The organism is Actinacidiphila sp. DG2A-62 (genome assembly GCF_035825295.1).
Classification (GTDB): Bacteria; Actinomycetota; Actinomycetes; order Streptomycetales; family Streptomycetaceae; genus Actinacidiphila.
This window is the reverse complement of sequence record NZ_JAYMGI010000002.1, coordinates 3,466,228-3,492,181: the sequence shown is the minus strand read 5'-3', so window position 1 is coordinate 3,492,181 and position 25,954 is coordinate 3,466,228. Positions and strand designations below refer to the sequence as shown.

Genomic DNA, 25,954 nt, shown 5'->3' with positions numbered 1-25,954 from the left:
AAAGGGGCTGGTCGGCAGTGCCGCTCGGCAGGACGTGGCAGGTCGCGGCGGGTTCGGCCGCGATAGGTCTGGCGGTGGCGGCCGGGACGGCCGTCGCCGCCGGGCCCTGGGAGTCGGGCCGACGCACGGCGGAACGCACCCGCGCCGCCGCCCTGGACCGGCAGCGCCACCCCGCGCCCGCCGCCCCCGCGGCCACCGCCGCGCCGCCGCCCCCGCTCGCCGCTCAGGTCCTCGCCCCCGTGCCCGCCGCGGCGGCCCCCGCGACCGGCGGCTCCGGGCCCTCGGCCGCGCTGCCCGCCGCGCTCACCGCCCGGCTCGACCAGCTGATGGCCGCTCCCGGCCTCGGCCACGCGCCCACCGGCGCGGTGACCGACGTCGCCTCCGGGCGGCTGCTGTACGGGCACGGCGCCGACACCCCCGGCACGCCCGCCTCGGTCACCAAGCTCGCCACCGCCGTCGCCGCCCTCACCGCCCTCGGCCCCGAGCACCGGCTGACCACCACCGTGGTGCGTACCGCGCCGGACCGCGTCGTGCTGGTCGGCGGCGGCGACCCCACGCTGGAACTGACCGGCCTGGCCGCCGACACCGCCGCCGCGCTCAAGGCCGCCGGCACGACCTCGGTGACGCTGGCGTACGACACCTCGTACTTCGCCGGGCCCGCCCAGCACCCCATCGGGCCGAACGAGAACCTCGCGCTGGTCACCGCGCTGATGGTCCGCGAGGGCCGGCTCGACGGCTCCTCCAGCGGGCCCGCGACCCGCGCCGACGACCCGGCGAAGGCGGCGGCCGTCCGGTTCGCGGCGCTGCTGCGGCGGCACGGCGTGACCGTGCGCGGCACCCCGGCGCCCGGTTCCGGCAAGGGCGGCGCCCGGCTCGCCGCGCACGGCTCGGCGCCGCTGGCCGACCTGGTCGAGCGGATGCTGACCAACAGCGACAACGACCTGGCCGAGGCGCTGGTCCGGCAGACCGCGCTGGCCACCGGCCGGCCCGCCACCTTCGCCGGCGGCGCCGCCGCGGTCCGCGCCGAACTCGCCCGCTACGGCGTGCCGTTGACCGGCGCGGTGTTCACCGACGGCAGCGGCCTGGCGCGCGCCGACCGGCTGTCGCCGCGCACCCTGGCCGCGCTGCTCGCGCTCGCCGCCTCGCCGGCCCACCCGCAGCTGCGGCCGGTGCTGACCGGGCTGCCGGTCGCCGCGTTCACCGGGACGCTCACCTCGCGCTTCACCGGCGGGCCCGGCGCGGGCCTGGTGCGCGCCAAGACCGGGACGCTCACCGGCGTCAACACCGTCGCGGGCACCGTGCTGACGCGCTCGGGCCGGCTGCTGGCGTTCTCCTTCATGGCCGACGACGCCTCCTCGCCCGCCGACGCGCAGGCCGCGCTGGACGCCCTGGCGACGGCCCTCGCCCGGTCCTGAGCGGGCGGGCGGTGCGACGGCGGTCCGTACGGGCGGTCCGACGGCGGTGCGTACGCGGCGGTCCGGGTCGGCGGTCCGGGTCCGGCGGCGGTCCGTACGCGACGGGGCCCGGCCGGGCCGTCCCCATGTGGGGGTGGGACGGTCGGCCGGGCCCCGCGCGGTGTGAGCCGGCTCAGCTCTCCGAGGTCAGCGCCACCGCGGGCGCCTGCTCGGCGGAGCGTTCACCGGGGCCGGACCGCTCCGGTGGTCCCGCGGCCGGCCGGGCCCGCTGCAGCAGCGCGTCGAGCGAGAACGCGCCCGCGCCGAGCACCGTGATGAGCAGGAACGCCCAGCAGAACATCGCCGCCGGCTCACCGTGGTTCTGGATCGGCAGCAGCGACTGCTTCTGGTGCACGTCGAAGTACGCGTAGGCCATCGAGCCGGAGCAGATCAGCGCCGCCAGCCGGGTGCCCAGGCCCAGGAACACCGCGATGCCGCCGACCAGTTCGATGACCGAGGCGTACCAGCCCGGCCAGGTGAAGGCGGCCGGGCCGGGGCCGCCGTCGGACGCGCCGCCGAAGACGCCGAAGATCGTGGCGGCGCCGTGGCAGGTGAACAGGAACGCGACGACGATCCGGAACAGGCCGATGACGACCGGACGCGCGCGGTCCGCGTCGATCCGGCGCGCGTCACCGATGGCGCCGCGCGCGTCAAATAACTGCCGCATGGTGTGTCAACTCCAAGTGGGGTCGGTCCCGCAAGCCGTGGGGACGGGTGTGGGGGGAACGTGCCGGGACGTGCAGGAGCTGACGGAAGGTATGCCTGAGGCCAACGGGTTGCTGCAAGGGCTCCTTTTCCGCCACCGTGTCCGGAACTTCGAGGCTTCACGCGCCCGACACGCCGCGGCAACGTCCGGCCGCCGCCCCACCGGGTGTCCGCCGCGTGTCCGCCGAGTGCCTGCCGGGTGCCCGCCGGACGCCTGCCGGGTCCCCGCCGGGTCCCCGCCGCGGGCACCCCGCGTGCGCGCGGGGGGTCCGCGGCGGGGACCCGGCGGGCTCCCGGCCGGGACGCGAACCGCAGCGGTCGTACCCCCAAAGCGGGACCGGCAACGTACGGTGAAGACATGACGAGCATCGGTGCAAGCGAGATGGTCGACTGGAACCTCGCCGTGGCGACCGCCCAGCGGCTGACCCGGCCGGGACCCGAGGTCAGCCGGGACGAGGCGCGCGCCATCGTCGCCGAGCTGCGCGCGCACGCGCGCGAGTCCGAGGCGCACGTGCGCGCCTTCACCCGGATGTACGGCGACGCCGAGGCGCCCGAGGGCGGCCACGGCACCCCGGTGCTGATCGTGGACCGCCCCGGCTGGGTCAGGGCGAACGTCGCGGGCTTCCGCGAGGTGCTCAAGCCGCTGCTCGGCAAGATGCAGGAGCGCCGACCCGGCGGACCAGGCGGCGCGGTGCTCGGCACGGTGGGCGGCAAGGTCACCGGCGTCGAGGTCGGGATGCTGCTGAGCTTCCTGTCCTCGCGGGTGCTCGGCCAGTACGAGACCTTCGCGCCGCCGACCCGCGAGCTGCCGGCCGGGCCGGTCAAGCCCGGCCCCGGCCGGTCACGGGCCGGCCGGCTGCTGCTGGTGGCCCCGAACATCGTCCACGTGGAGCGCGAACTCGACGTGGACCCGCACGACTTCCGGCTGTGGGTGTGCCTGCACGAGGAGACCCACCGCACCCAGTTCTCCGCGGTGCCGTGGCTGCGCGACCACATCGAGGGCGAGATCCAGTCCTTCCTGGGCGAGACCGAGCTCGACGCCTCGACGGTGATCGAGCGCGTCCGCGAGGCCGTGCAGTCCTTCGCGGGCGGCAGGGACGCGAAGGAGGCGCGCGACGCCAAGGATGCCAAGGACGCCAAGGACGCCGGAGCGGCGCAGGAGGCGGGCCGGTCCGGGGACGCGGGGGACGCCGAGGGCGCCGGGGACGCGGAGGCCGCCGACAAGCGCGCCGAGAAGCCCGCCGACAAGCCCGCCGACAAGCCCGCGGACGCCGACGGCCGCAGCCTGGTCGACCTGGTGCAGACCCCCACCCAGCGCGAGATCCTCGGCCGGCTGACCGCCGTGATGTCGCTGCTGGAGGGCCACGCCGACTACGTGATGGACGGCGTCGGCCCCCAGGTCGTGCCGTCCGTCACGGAGATCCGCGAGAAGTTCTCTCAGCGCAGGGCCAGCGGCGCCGGCCGCCTCGACCTGGCGCTGCGCAAGCTGCTCGGCCTGGACGCCAAGCTGCGCCAGTACCGCGACGGCGAGCGCTTCGTGCGGGCCGTGGTGGACGAGGTCGGCATGGACGGCTTCAACCGGGTGTGGACCTCGCCCAACACCCTCCCGACCAAGACGGAGATCGCCAAACCCGCGGAGTGGGTCGCGCGGGTGCACGGCAAGGGCGGGTCCTGACCCGCGCGCCCCTCTTTCCGCCCTCCCGGGGACCCGGTTCACCCGTCCGAGGGACCGTTGCGGTGGGGTGGCGCGTGCGATGCTCGGGTAATGCCCGGACTTCTGTCACCATCTGAACACCCTGCGTCACCTTCCACTGTTTGCACCGAACTCCTCTCCGAGCCCCCGCTCGGCCTCCTCAGGAGGGAACCGGACATGGGACCGCACCCCACGGTCGCGGCGATACGCCTGGCGGTCCGCCGCGTGCTGCACGACGTGCTGACCGCGACCACCGAACTCCACCCCCTGGTGCTCGCCGCGTGCAGCGGCGGCGCCGACTCGATGGCCCTGGGCGCCGCCCTCGCCTTCGAGGCCCCCCGGCTCGGCGTGCGCGCCGGAGCCGTCACCGTCGACCACGGCCTGCAGGCCGGCTCCGACGTCCGCGCCGAGGAGGTCGCTGCCCGGCTGCGCGCCCTCGGGCTCGACCCGGTCGACGCCGTCGGCGTGACCGTCGGCCGCCAGGGCGGCCCCGAGGCCGCCGCCCGCGAGGCCCGCTACGCCGCGCTGGACGCCACCGCCGAACGCCGCGGCGCCGCCGCGGTCCTGCTCGGCCACACCCGCGACGACCAGGCCGAGACCGTGCTGCTCGCGCTCGCCCGCGGCTCCGGCACCCGCTCGCTGTCCGGCATGGCCGCCGTCTCCGGCGTCGGCGGCCGTTACCGCCGCCCCTTCCTGCTGCTGGACCGCGACACCGTCCGCCAGGGCTGCCTGGCCCAGGGCATCACCGTGTGGGAGGACCCGCACAACCACGACCCCGCGTACACCCGCTCCCGGGTCCGCCACGAGGCGCTGCCGGTGCTGGAGAAGTCCCTCGGCAAGGGCGTCGTCGAGGCGCTGGCCAGGACCGCCCAGCTGTCCAGGGACGACGCCGACGCGCTCGACCAGTGGGCCGCCGACGCCGAGCGCGACGCGCTGGCCGACGACGGCAGCCTGGACGCGCTGCGGCTGTACGGCCTGCCCGCCGCGGTCCGCCGCCGGGTGCTGCGCCGCGCCGCGGTCGCCGCCGGCTCGCCCCCCGGCTTCCTGTTCGCCCGCCACATCGAGGAGGTCGATCGCCTGGTCACCGACTGGCACGGGCAGAAAGCGCTCAACCTGCCGGGCGGAGTCAGCGTCCGCAGGTCGGATGGCAGACTGGTCTTCTCGCCGTCGTAGAGCCGCAGACCTAGGGACGTACCGCGTAGTGAACGAGAACGACATGGGCGCCGACCTCGAGAAGGTGCTCATCTCCAAGGCAGAGATCGACGCGAAGCTGGTGCAGCTGGCCGCCGAGATCGACCGGGACTACGCGGGGAAGGACCTGCTGATCGTCGGCGTGCTCAAGGGCGCCGTCATGGTGATGGCCGACCTGGCCCGCGCCCTGTCGAGCAACGTCACGATGGACTGGATGGCGGTGTCCTCCTACGGCGCCGGCACCAAGTCCTCCGGCGTGGTGCGCATCCTGAAGGACCTGGACACCGACATCGCCGGCCGTCACGTGCTCATCGTCGAGGACATCATCGACTCCGGGCTGACCCTCTCCTGGCTCATCAGCAACCTCGGCTCGCGCGGCCCCGCCTCGCTGGAGGTGTGCACCCTGCTGCGCAAGCCCGAGGCCGCCAAGGTCCGGATCGATGTCAAATACACTGGCTTCGACATCCCGAGCGAGTTCGTCGTCGGATACGGCCTGGACTACGCCGAGAAGTACCGCAATCTCCCGTTCGTCGGCACCCTCGCGCCGCACGTCTACGGCGGCTGACCCGCCCTCCGGACCCCGCGCCGGCGCAGGCGGGGAACCAGGACCGGTTTTCCGCCGTTGGAGCAGGGGAAAGCGGGATTGTTAACGGTCTGCGGCAGCCTCGGGTGACAATGCTGAGGTACCGTCCGAAGGTCGGGTCAATACAGTCGGGTCAATACACCGGATGCACCGGTCGCCAACGGGCGGCCGTGCCTCACTGTGGCAGGAGGGACGGGGCGTGACCGCCCCGCATGGATGGACGTGAAGCGCTATTTCCGTGGGCCAGTGATGTGGATCGTGCTGGCTGTCCTCGCCGTGGTCGTGTTGATGCAGGTCGTCGGGTCCGGCGGCGGCTACAAGACGGTGGACACCGGCGCGGTACTGCACGCGATCGACACCAACCAGGCCAAATCAGCGGAGCTGACCACCGGGGACGACAACTCCATCAAGGTCCAGCTCAAAGACGGCGTGAAGATCGAGGGCAGCAGCAAGGTCCGCGCCAGCTACATCGGCGACCAGGGCGCCGACATCGCCGGCGACCTCCAGCGGATCGTCGACGGCAAGGTGCCCGGGGTCCAGCTCCAGGACAAGTACACGGTCACCCAGTCCAAGCAGAACGCCTTCGTCGGCATCCTGCTGTCGCTGCTGCCGTTCGTGCTGATCGTGGTGGTCTTCCTCTTCCTGATGAACCAGATGCAGGGCGGCGGCTCGCGCGTCATGCAGTTCGGGAAGTCCAAGGCCAAGCTGATCACCAAGGACACCCCCAAGACGACCTTCGCCGACGTCGCGGGCTGCGACGAGGCCGTGGAGGAGCTCCAGGAGATCAAGGAGTTCCTGCAGGAGCCGGCGAAGTTCCAGGCGGTCGGCGCCAAGATCCCCAAGGGCGTGCTGCTCTACGGCCGCCCCGGCACCGGCAAGACCCTGCTCGCCAGGGCCGTGGCCGGCGAGGCGGGCGTGCCCTTCTACTCGATCTCTGGCTCGGACTTCGTCGAGATGTTCGTCGGCGTCGGCGCCTCCCGGGTGCGCGACCTGTTCGAGCAGGCCAAGGCGAACGCCCCGGCGATCGTCTTCGTCGACGAGATCGACGCCGTCGGCCGGCACCGCGGCGCGGGCCTCGGCGGCGGCCACGACGAGCGCGAGCAGACCCTGAACCAGCTGCTCGTCGAGATGGACGGCTTCGACGTCAAGGGCGGCGTCATCCTGATCGCCGCCACCAACCGCCCGGACATCCTGGACCCGGCGCTGCTGCGCCCGGGCCGGTTCGACCGGCAGATCGCGGTGGACCCGCCGGACCTGCAGGGCCGGGTGGAGATCCTCACCGTGCACCAGAAGGGCAAGCCGATCGCGCCGGACGTCGACCTCAAGGCCGTCGCCCGCCGCACCCCCGGCTTCACCGGCGCCGACCTGAGCAACGTGCTCAACGAGGCGGCGCTGCTGACCGCCCGCAGCGACAAGAAGCTGATCGACAACAGCACGCTGGACGAGGCCATCGACCGCGTGGTGGCCGGCCCGCAGAAGCGCACCCGGATCATGTCGGACAAGGAGAAGAAGATCACCGCGTACCACGAGGGCGGACACGCCCTGGTCGCGGCGGCCTCTCCCAGCTCCGACCCGGTCCACAAGGTGACGATCCTGTCCCGCGGCCGGGCGCTGGGCTACACGATGGTGCTGCCCGACGAGGACAAGTACTCCACGACGCGCAACGAGATGCTCGACCAGCTCGCGTACATGATGGGCGGCCGGGCCGCGGAGGAGCTGGTCTTCCACGACCCGACCACCGGCGCGTCCAACGACATCGAGAAGGCCACCGCCACCGCCCGCGCCATGGTCACGCAGTACGGCATGACCGAGCGGCTCGGCGCGATCAAGTTCGGCTCGGACAACTCCGAGCCGTTCCTCGGCCGTGAGATGGGTCACCAGCGCGACTACTCCGAGGAGGTCGCCGGGCTGGTCGACGAGGAGGTCAAGAAGCTCATCGAGACGGCGCACAACGAGGCCTGGGAGATCCTGGTTGAGAACCGCGACGTCCTGGACAACCTGGTGATGGCGCTGCTGGAGAAGGAGACGCTGAACAAGGAGGAGATCGCCGAGATCTTCGCCCCGATCATCAAGCGTCCGGCCCGCCCGGCGTGGACCGGCTCCGCACGGCGCACCCCCTCCACCCGCCCGCCGGTGCTCTCCCCCAAGGAGAAGGAGCTGGCGCTGACCAACGGCACCCAGCAGGCCAACGGCAGCGGACCCTCGGCCGTCTCCACCGCCAAGCCGGTGGAGCTGCCGGAGGAGGGCACAGCCGACAGCTGAGCCCATCGGAATGCGGTCAGCGGCCCCGGGGTTATGACCTCGGGGCCGCTGCTTTTCGGCCATGGCCCGACCGTGGCAGGCGCACGGCGTTCCATGGCGGTGACCGACGGCCATGGCAGGACACGAAACGAGGCACTCATGACCGATCCCGTGACGCTCGACGGGGAGATCACGCCCGGCGAGTTCGACGAGAAGCGGGCCGAGGCCGCGATCCGCGAGCTGCTGATCGCGGTGGGCGAGGACCCCGACCGCGAGGGGCTGCGCGAGACGCCCTCGCGGGTGGCCCGCGCCTACCGGGAGATATTCGCCGGGCTCTGGCAGCAGCCGGAGGACGTCCTGACCACCACCTTCGACCTGGGACACGACGAGATGGTGCTGGTGAAGGACATCGAGGTGATGTCCTCCTGCGAGCACCACCTGGTGCCGTTCGTCGGCGTCGCGCACATCGGCTACATCCCGTCCACCAGCGGCAAGATCACCGGCCTGTCCAAGCTGGCCCGCCTGGTCGACGTGTACGCCCGCAGGCCGCAGGTGCAGGAGCGTCTCACCACGCAGGTCGCGGACGCGCTGATGCGCATCCTGGAGCCGCGCGGGGTCATCGTCGTGGTCGAGTGCGAGCACATGTGCATGACGATGCGCGGGGTGCGCAAGCCCGGCGCCAAGACCATCACCTCCGCGGTGCGCGGGCAGCTGCGCGACCCCGCGACCCGCTCCGAGGCGATGAGCCTGATCATCGGCCACTGAGCCGCCCCGCGCCGGCACCGGGCCGCCCTGCGCCGCCACTGAGCCGCCCCGGGCCGCCGGGCCGCCCCGCGCCGCCGCTGACTGCCGCTCCGCGCCGCCCTTGGCGGCTGCCCCTCACCGCCCGGCCGCCCGCGTCACCGGCTGCGTGCCGCCCGGCAGCACCGGCGGCGGGGTGTGTGTCCCGTGCGGCGGGGCGTGGCGGGCGCCGCCGTGACCGCCGTGGTGGGCCGCGCCGCGGCCGGCCCGGCCGGCACCGTGACCGGGCGGGCGTCCGGCACCAGCCGCGAGGAGAGCCAGCGCAGCGCCGGCGGGATCTCCCGCGACCAGGTGGTGAAGTTGTGCCCGCCGCTGGCCAGGATGATCGAGGAGATCCGGGTCGGCCCCTTCACCAGGCTGATGAAGCGCATCGTGGCCCGGTAGTTCTTCTCGCCGTGCCGGCTGGTGGTCACCAGCAGGCTCACCGGCGGCTGCGGCAGGTGTTGCAGCCGCCAGGCCAGGTCGTTCTCCCGGCGCACCGCCTTGCTGCCGCCGAACAGGTCGCCGGTCGTCGGGTCCTTCGGCGCCGCGTAGTCCGGTGACAGGCCGACGCCCGCCGAGAAGTCCTGCGGGTCCTCCAGGGTCAGCTTCAGCGCGCAGTAGCCGCCGGTGGAGTCGCCGATCACGCCCCAGCTGCCGCCGCCCCGGCCGATGCGGTAGTGCGCCAGCATCGCCGCCCGCAGGTCCTTCGCGAAGAACGTCTCGGTCTGCGGACCGCCGGGCACGTTCATGCACTCGGTGTCCCGCGGCGGCGCCACCGTCGGCCGCATCATCACCAGGACCATCGGCTGCGCCTGGCCCTTGCGGACCTGCTGCGCCGCGATCGTCGGGTACTTCAGGTGCTTGTACAGCGACTCGGCGATCCCCGGGTAGCCGGTCAGCACCAAGGTGGCGGGGAAGACCCGCTGCGGCTCGCGGAAGTACTCGGGCGGCAGATAGACGTACGCCGTGCTGCTGATGCCCGACCTCGGGCCGCTGACCTGGACCTTCTGGATCTGACCGCCGAGCCGCGGCACCCCGCCGCCGGGCGTGTTCACCGCCAGCGTCCGCATCACCCGCAGCTGCTCCGCCGCCCCGCCGTTGCTGTGGTCCACCACGACGCCCGGCGCCGTCTCCTGCCCGAACAGGTCCGCCCAGGAGCCGTAGAACCCGAAGTTGTAGTTGGCGACCAGGCCCAGCGCGGCGATCAGGGACAGTTGGGTGGCCACGAGTATCCCCACTCTGCCGAGCACCGGGGCCACGCCTCTGCGCGACAGCCGTGGCCACAGCCACACCGTCAGCCCGAAGAGCACCACCGCCAGCACCGCGGCGAGGAGGAGGACCTTCTTACTCGTGAGACCCATGTCGGCAGGTGTACTTTCCGTGTCGGCCAAGTGCGCCCACCGGGACGGAACCCGAGACCCCCGCTTCCCGTCCTAGAGGGCGCATATTATTCGTGACTGGAGCAGATTGCGGGCCATGTCCCGTGATTCCCGGTGTTATTGGGGTTTGGTGACCCATGTCTGTACAGGTAGAGGGCGAAAGCCCGGTCCGGGTTCCGCAGGAGGCACGACGTGTCGGCTGACCGCAGCTGCGACCGTGTGGCCGACCGCGTCGAGCCGAAGTGGCGGCGGGGGCCGCTGCGCCCCTCGGCCGTCCCCCGGATCATGGGCACCGCCGCCGCCGTCATCGGACTGCTCGACGTGGTCTCCGCGGTCTTCCCCGCGTTCCGCAACGGGCGGATGCACCACCTCGCCGCCCTCTTCCCCGGCACCGTCAGCACCCTGGCCGCGGCCACCTCGGTGGTCACCGGCATCCTGCTGCTGATGCTGGCGCACGCGCTCAAACGCGGTAAGCGGCGCGCCTGGTGGGCCGCGGTGCTGCTGCTGCCGGTCGGCGCTGCCACCCAGCTGATCTACCGCCACTCGGTCTTCGGCGCCGTCGTCTCCCTGGTGCTGCTGGGGCTCTTGGTACGCCACCGCGGCCAGTTCACCGCGCTGTCCGACCCGCGCACCCGCTGGCGGGCCGCGGCCAACTTCGTCGGCCTGAGCCTCTTCGCCTTCGCCCTCGGCCTGGTCATCACCAGCGCCCACCCGGCCTCCGAGCGCGGCGAGCCCGGCTTCGCCGACCGCTGCCAGCACGTGCTCTACGGCCTGTTCGGCTTCGAGGGCCCGGTGTCGTACACCAGCGACCGGGTCAGCGACCTGGTCGCCTACTCGCTCGGCGGCCTCGGCCTGCTCATCGCCTGCTCCACCCTCTACCTGCTGCTGCGCCCGGCCCGGCCGGTCGCCGAGCTGGGCGAGGAGGACGAGGCCCGGCTGCGCGCCCTGCTGGCCCGGCACGGCGCCCGCGACTCGCTCGGCCACTTCGCGCTGCGCCGCGACAAGTCGGTGGTCTTCTCGGCCAGCGGCAAGGCCGCGATCTGCTACCGCGTGGTGTCCGGCGTGATGCTGGCCGGCGGCGACCCGATCGGCGATGTCGAGGCGTGGCCCGGCGCCATCGAGCGCTACATGGAGCTGGCCCGCGCGCACGCCTGGCTGCCCGCGGTGGTCGGCTGCAGCGAGACCGGCGGCGAGGTGTGGACCCGCGAGACCGGCCTGGACGCGCTGGAGCTGGGCGACGAGGCGATCGTGCACACCGCCGACTTCACCCTCACCGGCCGCGCGATGCGCAACGTCCGGCAGATGGTCAAGCGCATCGAGCGGGCCGGCTACGTCTGCCGGGTGCGCCGGGTGCGCGAGCTGACCGAGGACGAGCGGCAGCAGGTGCGGCTGGCCGCCGACGCCTGGCGCGGCACCGACACCGAGCGCGGCTTCTCCATGGCGCTCGGCCGGTTCGGCGAGGAGGCCGACGGCGACTGCGTGGTGGTCACCGCCCACAAGGAGCGCGAGCCCGGCGCCCCGCACCCCGAACTCGGCGACCTGCGCGCGGTGCTGCACTTCGTGCCGTGGGGTCCTGACGGCATGTCGCTGGAGCTGATGCGCCGCGACCGCTCCGCCGACCCGGGCCTGAACGAGCTGCTGATCGTCGCCGCCCTCCAGGAGGCCCCGGCGCTCGGGGTGACCCGGGTGTCGCTGAACTTCGCGATGTTCCGCTCGGCGCTGGCCCGCGGCGAGCGGATCGGCGCCGGCCCGGTGCTGCGCGGCTGGCGCGGGCTGCTGGTGTTCCTGTCCCGCTGGTTCCAGATCGAGTCGCTGTACAAGTTCAACGCCAAGTTCCAGCCCGAGTGGGTGCCGCGGTTCCTGGTCTTCCGCAACTCCCGCGACCTGCCGCGGATCGGCTTCGCGATCATGCAGGCCGAGGGGTTCGTGACGCTGGCGCTGCCGCTGCCCGCCGCGGTCCAGCGGTTCCTGCCCGGCCGCGCCAAGCGCCCGCCGCACCGCCGGCAGAGCGGGTACGCCGCCGCGCCCGAGCCCTACGCGGAGCCGGCGGCCGGCAAGCGCACCCCGGTGGGCCGCAACGTGGCCTGACCGGCCGTGCGGCGCCGCCCGACCGGCCCGGCGGGCGGCGCCGGGCGGGCCGGCCGGGCGCCCCGCGCGGAGCCCGGGGAGACGCCGGGCGCCGGGCGCGGCCCCGTACGCTGGGCGCATGAGTACGTCACAGGGGCGGAGCGCCCCGCCCGGCCGGTCCGGGCCCCTCGGGCTGCCGGAGTGGGACCGCTGCGCGGTCATGGGCGTGGTGAACGTCACTCCCGACTCGTTCTCCGACGGCGGGCAGTGGTTCGACCCGGAGCTGGCCGTCAAGCACGGCCTGGACCTGGTGGCGCAGGGCGCCGACCTGGTCGACGTGGGCGGCGAGTCCACCCGGCCGGGCGCCACCCGCGTGCCGCCCGCCGAGGAGCTGCGCCGGGTGGTCCCGGTGGTCCGCGAACTGGCCGCGGCCGGCGTCCTGGTGAGTGTCGACACCATGCGCGCCGAGGTCGCCGAGCAGGCGCTCGCGGCCGGCGCCACGATGGTCAACGACGTCAGCGGCGGCCTGTCCGACCCGGGCATGATCCCGGTGGTGGCCGCCGCGCGGGTGCCGTTCATGGTGATGCACTGGCGCGGCCAGAGCATCGACATGAACAACCGCGCGGTCTACTCCGACGTGCTCGCCGAGGTCCTGGCCGAACTGCGCGAGGGCCTGTACCGCGCGGTGGACGGCGGCGTCGACCCCGAGCGGATCGTGATCGACCCGGGCCTGGGCTTCGCCAAGACCGCCGAGCACGACCTGGCGCTCCTGGCCCACCTGGGCGAACTGCGCGGCCTGGGCCGGCCGCTGCTGGTCGCCGCCTCCCGCAAGCGGTTCCTCGGCCGCGTCCTGGCCGGCGGCGCCGGCACGCCGCCGCCTGCCGGATGCGCGACGCTGCCACCGCCGCGGTCACCGCGATCGCCGCCCGCGAGGGCGCCTGGGCGGTCCGCGTCCACCAGGTGCGCGCCAGCGCGGACGCGGTACGGGTCGCCCGCGCGATCGAGGCCGCGGGCGGTGCGGGCGGTGCGGACAGTGCCGACGACGCGGACGCTGCGGGCTCCGGCGGTCTGGGGGAGCCCGGCGGTCCGGGGGAGTCCGGCGGTCCGGGGGAGTCCGGCGGCGCGGCGGGGCGTACGGCCCCCGGCGGGGGAGCGCGGTGACGGCGCGCACCGCCGAGGCGCGCGCCGCAGAGCGGGCCAACCAGGCGTTCTACGACGCGATCGAGACCTCCGACCTGGACGCGCTGGAGAAGGTCGTGCTGACCGGGCCGCTGGCCGAGTCGGTGACCGTCGTCCACCCCGGCTGGCCCGCGCTGCGCGGCCGCCGCGAGGTGATGCGCTCGTTCGCGCTGATCATGGCGAACACGGAGTACATCCAGTTCTTCCTGACCGACGTGGAGGTCGCCGTGGACGGCGACACCGCGCTGGTCACCTGCACCGAGAACATCCTGACCGGCGGTCCGGCCGAGGACGACGGCAGCACCGGACCGCTGGTCGGCGGCCTGGTGGTGGCCACCAACGTCTTCCGCCGCACCTCGGAGGGCTGGCGGCTGTGGGCGCACCACGGCTCGCCGGTGCTCGCCGAGGACGACGAGGACGAGGACGACGAGGTCCCGGCGGACGACGCCGACGACCTCGACGACCTGGACGGTCTGGACGACCTGAAGGACCTGAACGACCTGGACGATCTGGACGGGCCGGACGGGCCGGACGGACCGGGGGACCCCGACGGACCGGGGGACCCCGGCGGTCCCGGCCGGCCGGACGGCCCGGACCGGCCGGACGACCCGGACGCCCCGACCGGCGGCGCGGACCGGTGACGTAGATTCGTCCCCCGGGCCCGGCCGGCGCGGCGACCGGGCCGAGGCGAGGAGGAGTGGAGTCGTGGACCGAGTCACGCTGCGCGGGCTGAGCGCTCGCGGGCACCACGGGGTCTTCCAGCACGAGCGGGAGGACGGGCAGACCTTCGTGGTCGACCTGGTGCTCGGGCTGGACACCCGTCCCGCCGCCGCGGACGACGACCTGGAGCGGACCGTGCACTACGGTGTGCTGGCCGAGCAGGTCGCGGCCGTCGTCGCCGGCGAGCCGGTCAACCTCATCGAGACACTCGCCCAGCGCATCGCCGACACCTGTCTGGAGCACGAGGTGGTCCAGGAGGTGGAGGTGACCGTGCACAAGCCCGACGCGCCCATCGCCGTGCCCTTCGAGGACGTGACCGTCACCATCACCCGGAGTCGCCCGTGACCCCCCACAACGACCCGACCGTGCAGCCGGTGCCGCACGCCGTCACCGCCGCGGTGGACGCCGCGGACAGCACACTGCAGAACCCCAGGACCGCGGTCCTGGCGCTGGGCAGCAACCTCGGCAACCGGCTGGAGACCCTCCAGGGCGCGGTCGACGCGCTGGAGGACACCCCCGGCGTGCGGGTCAAGGCGGTCTCGCCGGTGTACCAGACCGAGCCGTGGGGCGTGCCGGCCGGCAGCCAGCCCGACTACTTCAACGCCGTCGTGCTGGTCCGCACCACCCTGCCGCCCGAGGACCTGCTGGAGCGCGGCCACGCCATCGAGGAGGCGTTCCTGCGGGTGCGCTCCGAGCGCTGGGGGCCGCGGACCATCGACGTGGACATCGTCGCGTACGAGGACGCGGTCCGCGACGATCCCCGGCTGACCCTGCCGCACCCGCGGGCCCACGAGCGGGCCTTCGTGCTCGTACCGTGGCACGACGTGCAGCCGGCCGCGGTGCTGCCGGGCCGCGGCAGCGTGGCGGAACTGGCCGCTTCCGTGGACCGCGGCGGCGTGCGGCGGCGCGCCGACGTGGAACTCCGACTGCCGGAGTAGACGTTGGTCCGCGTGGGACCAGGTGAGATTCGTGTGTGGAGGCGGGCGACGCGGTGAGGACGCTGAGGATCAGGACGCTGGCGGGGCTCTTCGTGGTCGCGCTGGTGATCGCGTGGGCCGGCGCCCGGCTGTGGGACACCCTCGGCACGCTGCCGCGGGTGCCGGTGGCCGCGCCGATCGTGCTCGCGCTGATCGCGGTCGCGCTCTTCGCCACGGCGCTGTCGATGCGCGCCCGGCTGCGGGCGCAGCGCGAGCGGCGGCCCGGCGCCAAGGGCGTCGACCCGCTGGCCGCCGCCCGCGCGCTCGTCTTCGGCCAGGCCAGCGCGCTGGTCGCGGCCCTGGTCGCGGGGCTCTACGGCGGCGACGGGCTCTTCCTGGTCATGTACAAGCTCGACATGGAGCCCCGCCGCGAGCAGGCGATCTACGCGGGGCTCGCGGTCCTGGCCGCGATCGCGGTCGTCGCCGCGGCCCTCTTCCTCGAACGCGTCTGCAAACTCCCCGAGGACCAGTCGCCTCCCCCCGGCGTCCACCAGAACGCTCGGCGCTGACCTCCCCTGCGGCCGGCGTCAGCTCCGCGCCGGGCGTCGCGATCAGGGGCGTTGCCCCCAAGGCCGTCACGGCGCTGACGAGCCGGGGCCGGACGCCGAGTCGAACTTGACCGGGGGGCCGGGGGCGTGGTTCAGTCCGGAGCGTGAACGCATTCACGCTCCGCCTGCACCGGAGGGTCCACCTGGACCTGCTCCGTTACGCGGGCTGCGTGTGTACGGCCGCGCGCTGAAGCGCGTCTCAGGCCAACCGTTCGCACCGAGCACCAGGTGGTACCCATGTCCGCCGTACCCTCCAGCACGCCCGTTTCCCCCTCCGCGAGCTCCGCGTCCGGCGCGTCCGGCGCGTCCGGCGCGCGGACCGCTCCGACCGCCGCCGAACTCCTGGACTTCGCCCGTTCCGTCGCCGCCGACCGCGACCTCGTCGGCGACCTCCCCCTGGACCCCGAGGGCCGCACCTGGGTGCGGCTGGAAGGCCCCGGCGGCGCCGAGGCATGGCTGATCGGCTGGCCCCCCGGCGCCGAGACCGGCTGGCACGACCACGGCGGCTCCTACGGCGTGTTCGTGACCGCCGCGGGCGAGCTGACCGAGTCCTCGCTGGCCGCTGCGCTGCCCACCGAGGGCTGGCGCTCGCTGGAGCTGGCCGAGAACCTCGACCGCCGCCGGGTGCTGCCCGAGGGCGTCGGCCGCGCGTTCGGGCGCAACCACGTCCACCAGGTGGAGAATCGGTCCCCGAGCACCCACGCGGTGTCCGTGCACGCGTACTACCCGCCGCTGCCGCTGATCCGCCGCTACAGCCGCAAGGGCAGCACGCTCCGCCTGGAACTGGTCGAACGCCCCGAGGAGTGGTGATGACGGACCCCGCGCAGCCCGGACCGCCCGGCATCGACGCCTACCTCGCGCGGGTGCGCGAGGGCCTGGACCGGGTGGGTCCCGAACAGGCCGCGCGGGCCGCGGAACAAGGCGCGCTGCTGGTCGACATCCGCTACGCCGCGCTGCGCGACCGCGACGGCACGGTCCCCGGCGCGGTCATCGTGGAGCGCAACGAGCTGGAGTGGCGCCTGGACCCCTACGGCAGCCACCGCATACCCCAGGCCACCGGGCACGACCTGCCCATCGTGGTCTTCTGCAACGAGGGCTACGCCTCGTCGCTGGCCGCCGTCTCGCTGCACGCGCTGGGCCTGCGCCGGGCCACCGACCTGGTCGGCGGGTTCCAGGCGTGGCGGGCCGCCGGGCTGCCCGTCACCCCGCCGGACGGGCGTCCGACCGTTCCCACGCCGCCGGCCGCCTGACGCCGGCGACCACCTGACGCCGCCGGGCCGCCGGGAGCCGCACCGGAGCCGCACCGGAGGCGCGGCCGGACCCGGGGCCGGAGAACGGGTCGAAACCCCCCGAGATTTAAGGGCCCCGCCGCCCCACGGACGCCCGTCGCACGCTAAATTTTGGCCATGCCCAGTGGACGCCACCGCCATATGCAGCCCTTGCACCGGATGCTGCCGCCGCTGACCGTGGCGGGCTCCGCCGCGGCCCTCGCCGTGGCCTCGTTGTGCACCGCCGATACCGCGGTGCTCCGCGTCCTCACCCTGGCCACGGCCGCCTCCGCCGTCACCGGCGCGGCCGTCGCCCGCACCTGGGACCGCGCGGCCGGCCGCCGCGTCGCCGAGCTGAACGCGGCGCGGGTGCGCGACGAGTGGCACGCCGACGAGCGGCTCGCCGAGGCCGAGACGGACCTGGAGGAGTCCCGGGAGATCCGCGGCCGGCTGGAGAAGAAGCTGCGCGGCAAGCGCGCCGAACTCGCCCGGCTGCGCACCGAGCACGCCGACCTGCTGCGCCGCTACGCCACCGCGGAGAGCGAGCGGGCGCGGGCGCTGGAGTCGTACCGCAAGCTCCGGCTGGAGGGCGGGCAGCAGCAGCTGGCGCTGACCACCGGGCCGTCGCCGGTCGGCCCCGCGGCCTTCCTCAAGGCCGCGCACGCGCTGCGCGACCTGCCGCGCAACGCGGCCAGGCAGCAGGCCCAGCGCACCGTCGAGGAGGCCCGCAGGCGCGAGGCCGCCGCGGCGGACGAGCCCCAGGGCCGGCACGCGTCCGGCGCCCCCGCGCCGCTGCCGGTGCGCGAGCAGGGGAGCGGGCTCGTGCCCGCGGTCGCGGCGGCGGTGCTGCCGTACGCCCAGCGGTCCGCGTCCGGGCAGACCCCGGCGGGGCACTCCGGGCACAGCCGCGCCACCGGCGGCTTCGACTTCTTCGGCACCCAGCGCGCCGGCGCCAAGCCCGCGGACGGGTCCGACGCCGCGCCGCAGGGGTCCGCCGCCGAGGAATCCGCCGCCGAGGGGGTCGGGGTCGAGGAATCCGCCGCCGAGGTGATCGACCTCACCGCGCACGACGACACCGAGCAGTTCGACGTCACCGAGCTGCGCGCCACCAAGGCGTAGCGGACGCGGCCGGCGCGGCCGGCTACTTGTCGACGTCGCCCACGACGAAGAACATCGAGCCGAGGATCGCGACCATGTCGGCCACCAGCGTGCCCGGCAGCAGGACGCCCAGCGCCTGGATGTTGTTGTACGACGCCGAGCGGAGCTTCAGCCGGTACGGGGTCTTCTCGCCCTTGGAGACCAGGTAGTAGCCGTTGAGCCCGAGCGGGTTCTCGGTCCACGCGTAGGTGTGGCCCTCGGGGGCCTTGAGCACCTTCGGCAGCCGCTGGTTGATCGGGCCGGGCGGCAGCTCGCGCAGCCGCTCCAGGCACGCGTCGGCCAGGTCCAGCGCGTTGCGGGTCTGGTCGAGCAGCACCTCGAAGCGGGCCAGGCAGTCGCCGTCGGCGCGGGTGGCGACCTTCAGCACGTCGGCCAGCTCGCCGTACGCCAGGTAGGGCTCGTCGCGGCGCAGGTCGAAGTCCACGCCCGAGGCGCGGGCGATCGGGCCGCTCACGCCGTAGCCGTGCACGTCGGCGCGCGACAGCACGCCGACGCCGCGGGTGCGGCCGCGGAAGATCTCGTTGCCGAGCACCAGGTCCTCGAACCGCGGCAGCCCCGCGCGCACCGCGGCCACCGCGGCGGCGGCCCGCCCGGTCCAGCCGTTCGGCAGGTCCTCCTTGAGGCCGCCGACGCGGTTGAACATGTAGTGCATCCGGCCGCCGGAGACCTCCTCCATCACGTGCTGCAACTCCTCGCGCTCGGTGAACGCGTAGAAGATCGGCGTGATGCCGCCCAGCTCCAGCGGGTACGAGCCGAGGAACATCAGGTGGTTGAGCACCCGGTTCAGCTCGGCGAGCAGGGTCCTGGTCCACACCGCGCGCTCGGGCACCTCCATGCCGAGCATGCGCTCCACGGCGAGCACGACGCCCAGCTCGTTGGAGAACGCGGAGAGCCAGTCGTGCCGGTTGGCGAGCATCACGATCTGCCGGTAGTCGCGCGCCTCGAACAGCTTCTCCGCGCCGCGGTGCATGTACCCGACGATCGGCTCCGCGCTGCGGATGCGCTCCCCGTCCAGCACCAGCCGCAGCCGCAGCACGCCGTGCGTCGCCGGATGCTGCGGCCCGATGTTGAGCACCATGTCCGTGCCCTCGGCCGCGCCCCCGATCCCGATCGTGGTCTCCGTCATGCCCCCATCCTCTCAGCCCCGCGCCCCGCCCTCCGGTCCGGTCCCTCCTCTCGACCGGCGCGGTCACGCGACGAGCTCCCGGTGAGCCGCCCTGATGATGTCGCCGGCCTCGCGGACGGCGCGCCGCGCCAGGTCGGGGTCCGCCGACTCCGCGGCGACCTGTTCCGCGCGGCGCAGCCGGCGTGCGGTCTCCGGGTGACGCTCGATCTCGGCGACGACGGCCCAGCGCAGCAGGAACATGCGGATGGGCCCCAGCGAGTTCTGCGCCACCGCCATCACGAGCGTCTCGTTCTTCTCCTGCTCCATCTCTCCGAGCCGGTGCGGCGCCAGCACGGCGATCGCCTCGCGCAGCGCGTCGGGAATGCGCTCCGGCCGCGGCGCGACTGGGCCGTCGCCGTGCAGAGGGGCTGCGCCCATCGTGTCCTCCGAGATCTCCGCGGTGCGGGTGCATCCCGACTATGCCGCAGCCCACCGACACCGACACCGACACCGACACCGACACCGACGCCGACCCCGCCTCCGCCCCGGGCGACCGTATTGTGGGGCGGACAGGGAAAGGAGCCGGCCATGAGCGTTGACGCGATCGTGCACACCGAGTTTCCCAAGGGGTACACGGTCCTGTTCGGGGCGGACGGAAAGGTGATCATGACTCCGCAGAGCTTCGAGCACTCCAGCACGATCAAGTCGATGCAGTACGACACGGTCGTCTCGCTCGGGCGCCATGCGAAGACCGCCTCCGACGTGTACATCGACTTTCCCGCGGACGAGAACTCCGCACCCGATCTGGCGATCCTGCGTGAGGACGCCCGGCGGAAGGGGAAGCGCTACGGCTTCGAGGACGTGCTGCTGATCTCGGAGGTCGTGTCGACCTCGTCCGCGCGCAAGGACTACGACGACTGCACCGCGAAGTATGGCCGCTACGGCATCCCGATCTACCTGGTGGTGGACCCGTACGCCGAGGAGGTGGTCCTGCACACGCAGCCGACGGCCACCGGCTACATCGCCGCGCACACCCACAAGTACGGCACCGGCAAGCTGCCCATCCCGCTCGGCGACGGCCGCACGTTCACCCTCGACCTCGACGAGCTCCCGCGTCCCGAGCCCGAGGCGAGCGCCCGCTGAAGGAGCCCGCGACCGCGTCCAGGGTGCGGAGGAGCGCCGGAACGGCGCTCGGGGGGCCCGTGGGGGTGGCGAGCCAGGTGAAGGCTCCCAGGGACGCGGGGGCGAGCAGCTCCGCCGCCTGGGAGGCCGCGGCCAGCGCGCGGACGTAGCCGGCCGGGTCGGCAGCGGCCAGCGTCAGCGGGGGCCGCGCGCCGTCGACGCCCAGCGCGCGCAGCGCCGCCCGCTGGGTCAGCCGCAGCCCCGGCAGACTGTCCATGGCGACGTGCGCGGTCAGGTCGCAGGACCCGTCCGGCACCGGCGGGACCTGCCGCCCGTCGCGGTACCCGGTCAGCGTCCCCCGCTCCGGCCGCGCCGCCGCCTCGTGCGCGTAGTCCACCGCCACCGCGAGCCCCTCCGCCAGGCACGCCGTGGCCCGCGCCCACACCCGGTCCCGGGCCAGCCCGATCTCCGCGCACCCGCCGACGTACCCGCCGATGCCTGCGCCGACGTCCCCGTCGATCTCCCCGCCGTCCCCGCCCGCCTCCGCGGGGCCCAGCGGCCACCACCGCTCCAGCCACGCCGCGTCCGCCGCGTCCACCGCCGCGCCGAGGCGCTCCTCGCCCGTCGCGGTGTGCACCTCCACGTAGTGCGGCCGGCCCGCGGGGACAGCGCGGCCACGTCGAGCGGCACGTTGTCCAGCCACTCGTTGGCGAAGAGCAGCCCGCGCAGGCCCTCCGGCGGCTCCGGGGTCCACACGATCCTGGGGTCCAGCCCCGCCGGCCGCGGCGCCCGCTCCACCGCGTGCACCCGCAGCCGCGCCGCGACCTCGCGCGGCACCGCGGCCAGCACCCCGGCCGCCAGCTCCCCGCCGCCCGCCCCCATGTCCGCGAAGTCCAGCCGCGGCGGGCGGCCCAGCGCCGCGTCCACCCGCAGCAGCAGTTCGGCGACCGCCCCGGCGAACAGCGGCGAGGCGTGCACCGACGTACGGAAGTGCCGGGCCGGCCGCTGCGTCACGAAGAAGCCCGCCGGGCCGTACAGGGCCCGCTCCATCGCCGCACGCCAGGGCAGCCACTCCTCGTCCACAGCGTGAACGGTACGTGACATGCGTCGCGTTCCCGTCCGGTCGGGCGTTTCGGGAACCCCAGGGGGCCGCTGAAGCGTCGAACGTCGCAGCGAGGTGTCGCCCGCGGCCGGTATGGTCGCGGGAAGGCACGGCAGTACGAGGGAGTGGACAGCGGATGACGGCCGGAAACGACGGCACCCCGGAGAACGACGACCCGTTCGCGTATCTCTACCGGGCCGAGGGCGGCGAACAGCCGGACCGGGCCGCGGGTGGTCAGCCGACCGCGCCCCACCCGCAGCCCTACGGCCAGCCCCGCACCTCCTACCACCAGGTGCAGCGGGTCGGCGAGCGGCGCAGCCCCCAGCAGGCCCCGCAGCCCCCGCAGCAGGGAGGCTACGGCTACCCCCAGCCGCAGAGCGGCCAGGGCGGTGGCTACGGCTACCCGCAGCAGCAGAGCCCGCAGGGCGGGTACGGCTACCCGCAGCAGCAGTACGGCAACGGCGCCACGCAGGCGTACCAGCAGCCCCAGGATGGCTTCGGTCCGCCGCCGGGCGAGGGCGGGCGGCGGGCCGGCGGGCCGCCCCCGCAGTCGCCGAACCGCAAGGGCCTGCTGATCGCCGCGGTCGCCGTGGTGGCGGCCGTCGCGGTCGGCATCGCCTTCGCGATGACCAACGGCTCGGGCGACGACAAGGACGCCAAGGGCGGCGGCACGCCCACCCCGTCCGCGGCGGCGCCGACCACCACCTCGCAGGCCCCCACGCCCACCGCCACCGCCACGCCCTTCGACTCCCAGAAGGTCGACGCGGCCACCCTCCAGCTGCTCGGCGGCGCCGAGCAGAGCACCGAGTGGCCGGGCGCGGACGCGGCGGGCGGCCGTTACGTCGACAAGATGGGCACGGTCGGCGCGTCCGTGGTGTGGACGGTCACCGTGCCGAAGGACGACGACTACACGTTCTTCATCAGCTACGGCAACGCCGGCGACGACGCCAACCTCGGCCTGTCGGTGAACGGCAAGCCCCGCTCGGACCAGGTCAACCTGAAGAACTACGGCCAGCCGCGCTACACCGACTGGTCCAAGGCGTGGGACAACCACACCTACTCCTGGGTGACGCTGAAGAAGGGCGCCAACACCCTCGCCCTGACCTGCATGCCGAACGCCAACTGCGGGGTGAACCTCGACCAGTTCTGGCTCAAGGAGGGCAAGGTCACGAACTAGGTCCTGCCCCGCCCGACCGCGCGGTTCCCGGGCGTCGCGTCACGCCGCGGTCACCTCGACCCGCGGCAGCAGCTCCTCGTACACCGCCTTGTCGTACTCCCCGGCCGTCGGCGCGGCCACCGTCGCCGCGGACAGCGCGACCGCGCGGGCCAGCCGCCGCGGCCACGGCAGCCCCTCGGCGAGCCCGGAGAGCAGCCCGGCCACCGCCGAGTCGCCGGCGCCGGTGGGGTTGCCGGCCAGCCGGGCCGGCGGCGCGGCCCGCCAGCTGCCGCTCTCGTCGGCCAGCAGGATGCCCTGCGCGCCCAGCGACGCGGCCACTGCGCGCGCCCCGCGCCGCCGCGCGTCCCGGGTCGCCCTGGCCGGCTCGGAGAAGCCGGTCAGCCAGGCCAGCTCGTCGGCGTTGGGCTTGATCAGGTCGGGGCGGGCGGCGAGCCCCCGGCGCAGCGGCTCGCCGCTGGTGTCCAGCAGCACGAACACGCCCGCGCCGCGCGCCTCCCGCACCAGCTCCGCGTACGCGCCCACCGGCAGCCCCGGCGGCAGGCTCCCGCACAGCGCGACCGCCTCGCAGTCCCCGGAGGCCAGCAGCCCGCGGTAGACGTCCAGGAAGGACGCCCACTCGGCCGGGGCGACGGTGGGCCCGGGCTCGTTGAACATCGTGGTGTCGCCGCTCGCCGCGTCCACCACGCCGACCGTGCGCCGGGTCGCCCCGGCGATCGGCACCAGCGCGTCGGTGAGCAGGTCGGCGCGGGTCACCGCGGCCAGCAGGCGGCGCAGCTCGTCGCCCGCGGGACCGCCGGCGAAGCCGGTGACGGCGGTGCGGTGGCCGAGCGCGGCCAGCACCCGGGCGACGTTCAGCCCCTTGCCGCCGGGGCGCTCCGAGATGTCGGTGACCCGGTGGGTGGCGTGCGGGCGCAGCGCGGGGACCTGGTAGGTCACATCGAGTGCGGCGTTGAGCGTGACGGTGATGATCACCCGTCGATGATGGCAAAACAACGGCGGTCGGCCCAGACCGGACCGACCGCCTTTTACTCACCCGTTGAACGAATTCCGGCCCCGGGTCCCGCGTGCGACCGCCCCACGCGGGTCGACGACGGTCCGACGACCGCCGCACGCGGGTCGTACGGCGGTCCGACGACCACCGCACCGGCCCCGCTACGCCGGCTCGACGACCCATTCGCCCTTGCGCATCACGCCCGCCAGGTCCCACGCCCGGTCCAGCAGCACCAGGTCCGCGTCCTTGCCGGGCTCCAGCGTGCCGATCCGGTCCTGCAGCCCCAGCAGCCGGGCCGGGTTGACCGACAGCGCCGCCACCGCGTCCGGCAGCGACAGCCCGTCCAGCGTCACCGCGCGCTTGAAGGCGGTGTCCAGGGTGAGCGTGGAGCCGGCGATGGAGCCGCCCTCCAACAGCCGCGCCACGCCCTCGCGGACCTCGACCTTCATCGGACCCAGCTCGTACATCCCGTCGCCGAAGCCGGCCGCGTCCATCGCGTCGGTGATGAAGGCGACCCGGTCCGCGCCCGCGCTGCCGAAGGCGAGTTCGAGCACCGAGGGGTGCAGGTGGGTGCCGTCGTTGATCAGCTCGACGGTGATCCGCTCGTCCTCCAGCAGCGCCGCGATCGGGCCGGGCTCGCGGTGCTGGAGCGGCGGCATCGCGTTGAACAGGTGGGTGGCCACCGTCGCGCCGGCGTCGATGGCCTCGCGGGTCTGCTCGTAGGAGGCGTCGGTGTGGCCGATCGCGGCGATCACGCCCAGCTCCGCCAGCAGCCGCACCGACTCGATGCCGCCGGGCAGTTCGGCCGCCAGCGTCACCATCCGCGCGGTGCCGCGCGCCGCCTCGACCAGCTTGCGCACGTCCGCCGGGTCGGGGTGGCGCAGCAGGCCCTCGTCGTGCGCGCCCTTGCGGCACGGCGAGATGAACGGGCCCTCGAAGTGGATGCCCGCGAGGTCGCCCTGCTCGACCAGCTCGGCCAGCAGGCCGGCCCGCCGGACCAGGAACTCCATGCTCTCGGTGACCGTCGAGGCGACGACCGTGGTGGTGCCGTGCTCGCGGTGGGTGCGCACGCCGGTGAGGATGTCCTCCGCGCTGCCCGAGGTGAAGGACGCGCCGCCGCCGCCGTGGTTGTGGATGTCCACGAAGCCGGGGACGATCGTGTACCCGCGCCCGGTCAGGTCGTACGTGACCTGCCCGGCCCCGTCGGTCCGCCCGGCCCCGTCGGTCCGCCCGTCCGCGGCGCCCGCCGGACCGGCGCCGAGCGGACCGGCCGTGTCGTCCGCCGCGATCGTGGCGCCCTCGACCGTGATCCGGCCGCCTTCCACCACGCCGGACGGCAGCACCACACGGGCGCCCGCCAGCACGGTGCGCTGTGTCGTTGTCAGGGGGGCCATCAGGCGGTTACCTCCACGGAGATCAGGTCCCAGGCCAGCAGGCCGGCGCCCAGGCATCCAGCGGTGTCCCCGAGCGCGGCGGGGACGATCAGGGGTGGTTTCTGGAAGGTGATGCGGGACTCCACCGCCGCGCGCAGCGGCCCGAAGAGCGTGTCGCCGGCCTCCGCGAGGCCGCCGCCGATGATCAGCACCCGCGGGTCGAGCAGCGTGAGACCGGTCAGCAGGCCGTCGGCCAGCGCCTCGACCGCCTCCCGCCAGACCTCCGCGGCGCGCTCGTCGCCCTCCTCGACGGCCCGGGCGCAGGCCGCCGCGTCCGCCGCGGGATCGCCGCTGGCCGCCGCCCAGGCGCGGGAGACCGCGCCGGCCGACGCGTACGTCTCCAGGCAGCCGCGCTGCCCGCAGCCGCACTCCCGGCCGCCGGGGCGGACCACGATGTGCCCGATCTCGCCCGCGTAGCCGTGCGCGCCCGCCTCGATCCGCCCGTCGATGCCGATCGCGCCGGCGATGCCGGTGCCCAGCGGCAGGAAGAGGAATCTGTCGGCACCGTTTCCGGCGCCGATCCGGCCCTCGGCCAGCCCCCCGGCGCGCACGTCGTGCCCGAGCGCGACCGGCACCCCGTCCAGCCGCCGCGACAGCAGCGTCCGCAGCGGCACGTCCTTCCAGCCGAGGTTGGCGGCGTAGACGGCGACGCCGCCCGCGTCGTCGACGATGCCGGGGACGGCGACGCCGGCCGCCGCGGCGCTCTCGCCGAACTCGCGCAGGCCGTGTTCGCGCAGGTCGGAGGCGAAGTCGAGGATCGCGGCGACCACGGCGTCGGGACCGCGCTCGCGGCCGGTCGGGCGGCGCGCCCGGTGCAGCAGCGAGCCGTCCGCGGCGACCAGGGCGGCCTTCATCCCGGTGCCGCCCACATCGAGGGCGATGACATGTCTCACGGGGACAGTGTCGCGTCTGGAACGGGTAGAGGTCTAGTCCATTCGGCCCGGAAGATCGAACGCCGCGTCACCGCCCCCCGGGCGGCGGCGTCGAACGGCGACCCGATGCGGAACGGATATCACGCATGGTGTAGACCTTGGCTAAAGGTGTGCGGAAGACTCGACCCTTCAACAGGCGGACGATG

The 25,954-nt window shown here is 74.3% G+C and carries 22 protein-coding genes and 3 pseudogenes; 17 read left to right on the top strand and 8 right to left on the bottom strand.

The window, feature by feature from the left end; all coding sequences use genetic code 11:
* Nucleotides 1-17 precede the first annotated feature (17 nt).
* Entirely contained in the window at nt 18-1,415 is a 1,398-nt protein-coding gene (gene dacB / locus VSR01_RS15265) for a D-alanyl-D-alanine carboxypeptidase/D-alanyl-D-alanine endopeptidase (protein ID WP_326449746.1), read from the top strand.
* A gap of 172 nt (nt 1,416-1,587) precedes the next feature.
* On the opposite strand, the gene VSR01_RS15260 is transcribed toward dacB, so the two are convergent.
* Nucleotides 1,588-2,121, bottom strand: coding sequence for a DoxX family protein (locus tag VSR01_RS15260; protein ID WP_326449745.1), 534 nt, complete (start codon nt 2,119-2,121; stop codon nt 1,588-1,590).
* Nucleotides 2,122-2,517: 396 nt separating this feature from the next.
* On the opposite strand from VSR01_RS15260, the gene VSR01_RS15255 reads away from it, so the two are divergent.
* From VSR01_RS15255 to folE, 5 genes are all read left to right on the top strand, one after another.
* Nucleotides 2,518-3,834, top strand: coding sequence for a zinc-dependent metalloprotease (locus VSR01_RS15255; protein WP_326449744.1), 1,317 nt, complete (start codon nt 2,518-2,520; stop codon nt 3,832-3,834).
* A 195-nt stretch (nt 3,835-4,029) separates the two neighbouring features.
* Entirely contained in the window at nt 4,030-5,025 is a 996-nt protein-coding gene (gene tilS, locus VSR01_RS15250; RefSeq protein ID WP_326449743.1) for a tRNA lysidine(34) synthetase TilS, read from the top strand.
* A gap of 28 nt (nt 5,026-5,053) precedes the next feature.
* On the top strand, nt 5,054-5,608 hold the full coding sequence (hpt, locus tag VSR01_RS15245) for a hypoxanthine phosphoribosyltransferase (RefSeq protein ID WP_431056317.1): 555 nt from the start codon (nt 5,054-5,056) through the stop codon (nt 5,606-5,608).
* A 234-nt stretch (nt 5,609-5,842) separates the two neighbouring features.
* Nucleotides 5,843-7,888, top strand: a complete 2,046-nt coding sequence (gene ftsH, locus VSR01_RS15240; RefSeq protein WP_326449741.1) for an ATP-dependent zinc metalloprotease FtsH — start codon at nt 5,843-5,845, stop codon at nt 7,886-7,888.
* A 138-nt stretch (nt 7,889-8,026) separates the two neighbouring features.
* On the top strand, nt 8,027-8,632 hold the full coding sequence (folE, locus tag VSR01_RS15235; RefSeq protein ID WP_326449740.1) for a GTP cyclohydrolase I FolE: 606 nt from the start codon (nt 8,027-8,029) through the stop codon (nt 8,630-8,632).
* Between the two features lie 134 nt (nt 8,633-8,766).
* Here the strand turns inward: folE and VSR01_RS15230 are convergent, their stop codons facing one another.
* Entirely contained in the window at nt 8,767-10,011 is a 1,245-nt protein-coding gene (locus tag VSR01_RS15230) for an alpha/beta hydrolase (RefSeq protein WP_326449739.1), read from the bottom strand.
* Nucleotides 10,012-10,314: 303 nt separating this feature from the next.
* On the opposite strand from VSR01_RS15230, the gene VSR01_RS15225 reads away from it, so the two are divergent.
* The 9 genes and pseudogenes from VSR01_RS15225 to VSR01_RS15185 all read left to right on the top strand — a co-directional run bounded on the left by VSR01_RS15225 (nt 10,315) and on the right by VSR01_RS15185 (nt 17,907).
* Nucleotides 10,315-12,117 carry a phosphatidylglycerol lysyltransferase domain-containing protein gene (locus VSR01_RS15225; protein ID WP_326453676.1) on the top strand — a complete coding sequence of 601 codons (1,803 nt, stop codon included), beginning with the start codon at nt 10,315-10,317 and terminating at the stop codon, nt 12,115-12,117.
* Between the two features lie 118 nt (nt 12,118-12,235).
* Nucleotides 12,236-13,257, top strand: a pseudogene (folP, locus tag VSR01_RS15220) (dihydropteroate synthase).
* Nucleotides 13,254-13,715, top strand: a pseudogene (locus tag VSR01_RS15215) (nuclear transport factor 2 family protein); the annotation flags it as partial. The pseudogenes folP and VSR01_RS15215, both read left to right, overlap by 4 nt.
* A gap of 265 nt (nt 13,716-13,980) precedes the next feature.
* Nucleotides 13,981-14,340, top strand: coding sequence for a dihydroneopterin aldolase (folB, locus tag VSR01_RS15210; protein ID WP_326449738.1), 360 nt, complete (start codon nt 13,981-13,983; stop codon nt 14,338-14,340).
* Nucleotides 14,337-14,933, top strand: a complete 597-nt coding sequence (folK, locus tag VSR01_RS15205; RefSeq protein WP_326449737.1) for a 2-amino-4-hydroxy-6-hydroxymethyldihydropteridine diphosphokinase — start codon at nt 14,337-14,339, stop codon at nt 14,931-14,933. The genes folB and folK overlap by 4 nt, the downstream gene beginning before the upstream one ends.
* 53 nt (nt 14,934-14,986) lie before the next feature.
* On the top strand, nt 14,987-15,481 hold the full coding sequence (locus tag VSR01_RS15200; protein WP_326449736.1) for a DUF3180 domain-containing protein: 495 nt from the start codon (nt 14,987-14,989) through the stop codon (nt 15,479-15,481).
* A 276-nt stretch (nt 15,482-15,757) separates the two neighbouring features.
* Nucleotides 15,758-16,330 (top strand): cysteine dioxygenase, encoded by a 573-nt coding sequence (locus tag VSR01_RS15195; protein ID WP_326449735.1) that lies wholly within the window; start codon nt 15,758-15,760, stop codon nt 16,328-16,330.
* Nucleotides 16,330-16,770, top strand: a complete 441-nt coding sequence (locus VSR01_RS15190; RefSeq protein WP_326449734.1) for a rhodanese-like domain-containing protein — start codon at nt 16,330-16,332, stop codon at nt 16,768-16,770. Before VSR01_RS15195 ends, VSR01_RS15190 begins: the two co-directional genes overlap by 1 nt.
* 156 nt (nt 16,771-16,926) lie before the next feature.
* On the top strand, nt 16,927-17,907 hold the full coding sequence (locus tag VSR01_RS15185) for a hypothetical protein (RefSeq protein WP_326449733.1): 981 nt from the start codon (nt 16,927-16,929) through the stop codon (nt 17,905-17,907).
* Nucleotides 17,908-17,929: 22 nt separating this feature from the next.
* Here the strand turns inward: VSR01_RS15185 and VSR01_RS15180 are convergent, their stop codons facing one another.
* Nucleotides 17,930-19,072: an NADH-quinone oxidoreductase subunit D gene (locus VSR01_RS15180; RefSeq protein ID WP_326449732.1), complete on the bottom strand. Its 1,143-nt coding sequence runs from the start codon at nt 19,070-19,072 to the stop codon at nt 17,930-17,932.
* Between the two features lie 63 nt (nt 19,073-19,135).
* Nucleotides 19,136-19,489, bottom strand: a complete 354-nt coding sequence (locus VSR01_RS15175; RefSeq protein WP_326449731.1) for a DUF6247 family protein — start codon at nt 19,487-19,489, stop codon at nt 19,136-19,138.
* 150 nt (nt 19,490-19,639) lie between these two features.
* On the opposite strand from VSR01_RS15175, the gene VSR01_RS15170 reads away from it, so the two are divergent.
* The gene (locus tag VSR01_RS15170) at nt 19,640-20,194 is read left to right on the top strand and encodes a Uma2 family endonuclease (protein WP_326449730.1); all 555 of its coding nucleotides are present in this window, start codon (nt 19,640-19,642) and stop codon (nt 20,192-20,194) included.
* Here the strand turns inward: VSR01_RS15170 and VSR01_RS15165 are convergent.
* Nucleotides 20,139-21,277, bottom strand: a pseudogene (locus VSR01_RS15165) (SAM-dependent methyltransferase). The gene VSR01_RS15170 and the pseudogene VSR01_RS15165 overlap by 56 nt on opposite strands.
* Nucleotides 21,278-21,411: 134 nt before the next feature.
* Here VSR01_RS15165 and VSR01_RS15160 point away from each other — a divergent pair.
* Nucleotides 21,412-22,452 (top strand): hypothetical protein, encoded by a 1,041-nt coding sequence (locus VSR01_RS15160; protein WP_326449729.1) that lies wholly within the window; start codon nt 21,412-21,414, stop codon nt 22,450-22,452.
* A 39-nt stretch (nt 22,453-22,491) separates the two neighbouring features.
* Here the strand turns inward: VSR01_RS15160 and VSR01_RS15155 are convergent, their stop codons facing one another.
* The 3 genes from VSR01_RS15155 to VSR01_RS15145 form a co-directional block, all read right to left on the bottom strand.
* On the bottom strand, nt 22,492-23,424 hold the full coding sequence (locus VSR01_RS15155) for a 1-phosphofructokinase family hexose kinase (RefSeq protein ID WP_326449728.1): 933 nt from the start codon (nt 23,422-23,424) through the stop codon (nt 22,492-22,494).
* Nucleotides 23,425-23,604: 180 nt separating this feature from the next.
* Nucleotides 23,605-24,837: an N-acetylglucosamine-6-phosphate deacetylase gene (nagA, locus tag VSR01_RS15150; RefSeq protein ID WP_326449727.1), complete on the bottom strand. Its 1,233-nt coding sequence runs from the start codon at nt 24,835-24,837 to the stop codon at nt 23,605-23,607.
* Entirely contained in the window at nt 24,837-25,769 is a 933-nt protein-coding gene (locus VSR01_RS15145; RefSeq protein WP_326449726.1) for an ROK family protein, read from the bottom strand. The genes nagA and VSR01_RS15145 overlap by 1 nt, the downstream gene beginning before the upstream one ends.
* Nucleotides 25,770-25,954: the final 185 nt, after the last annotated feature.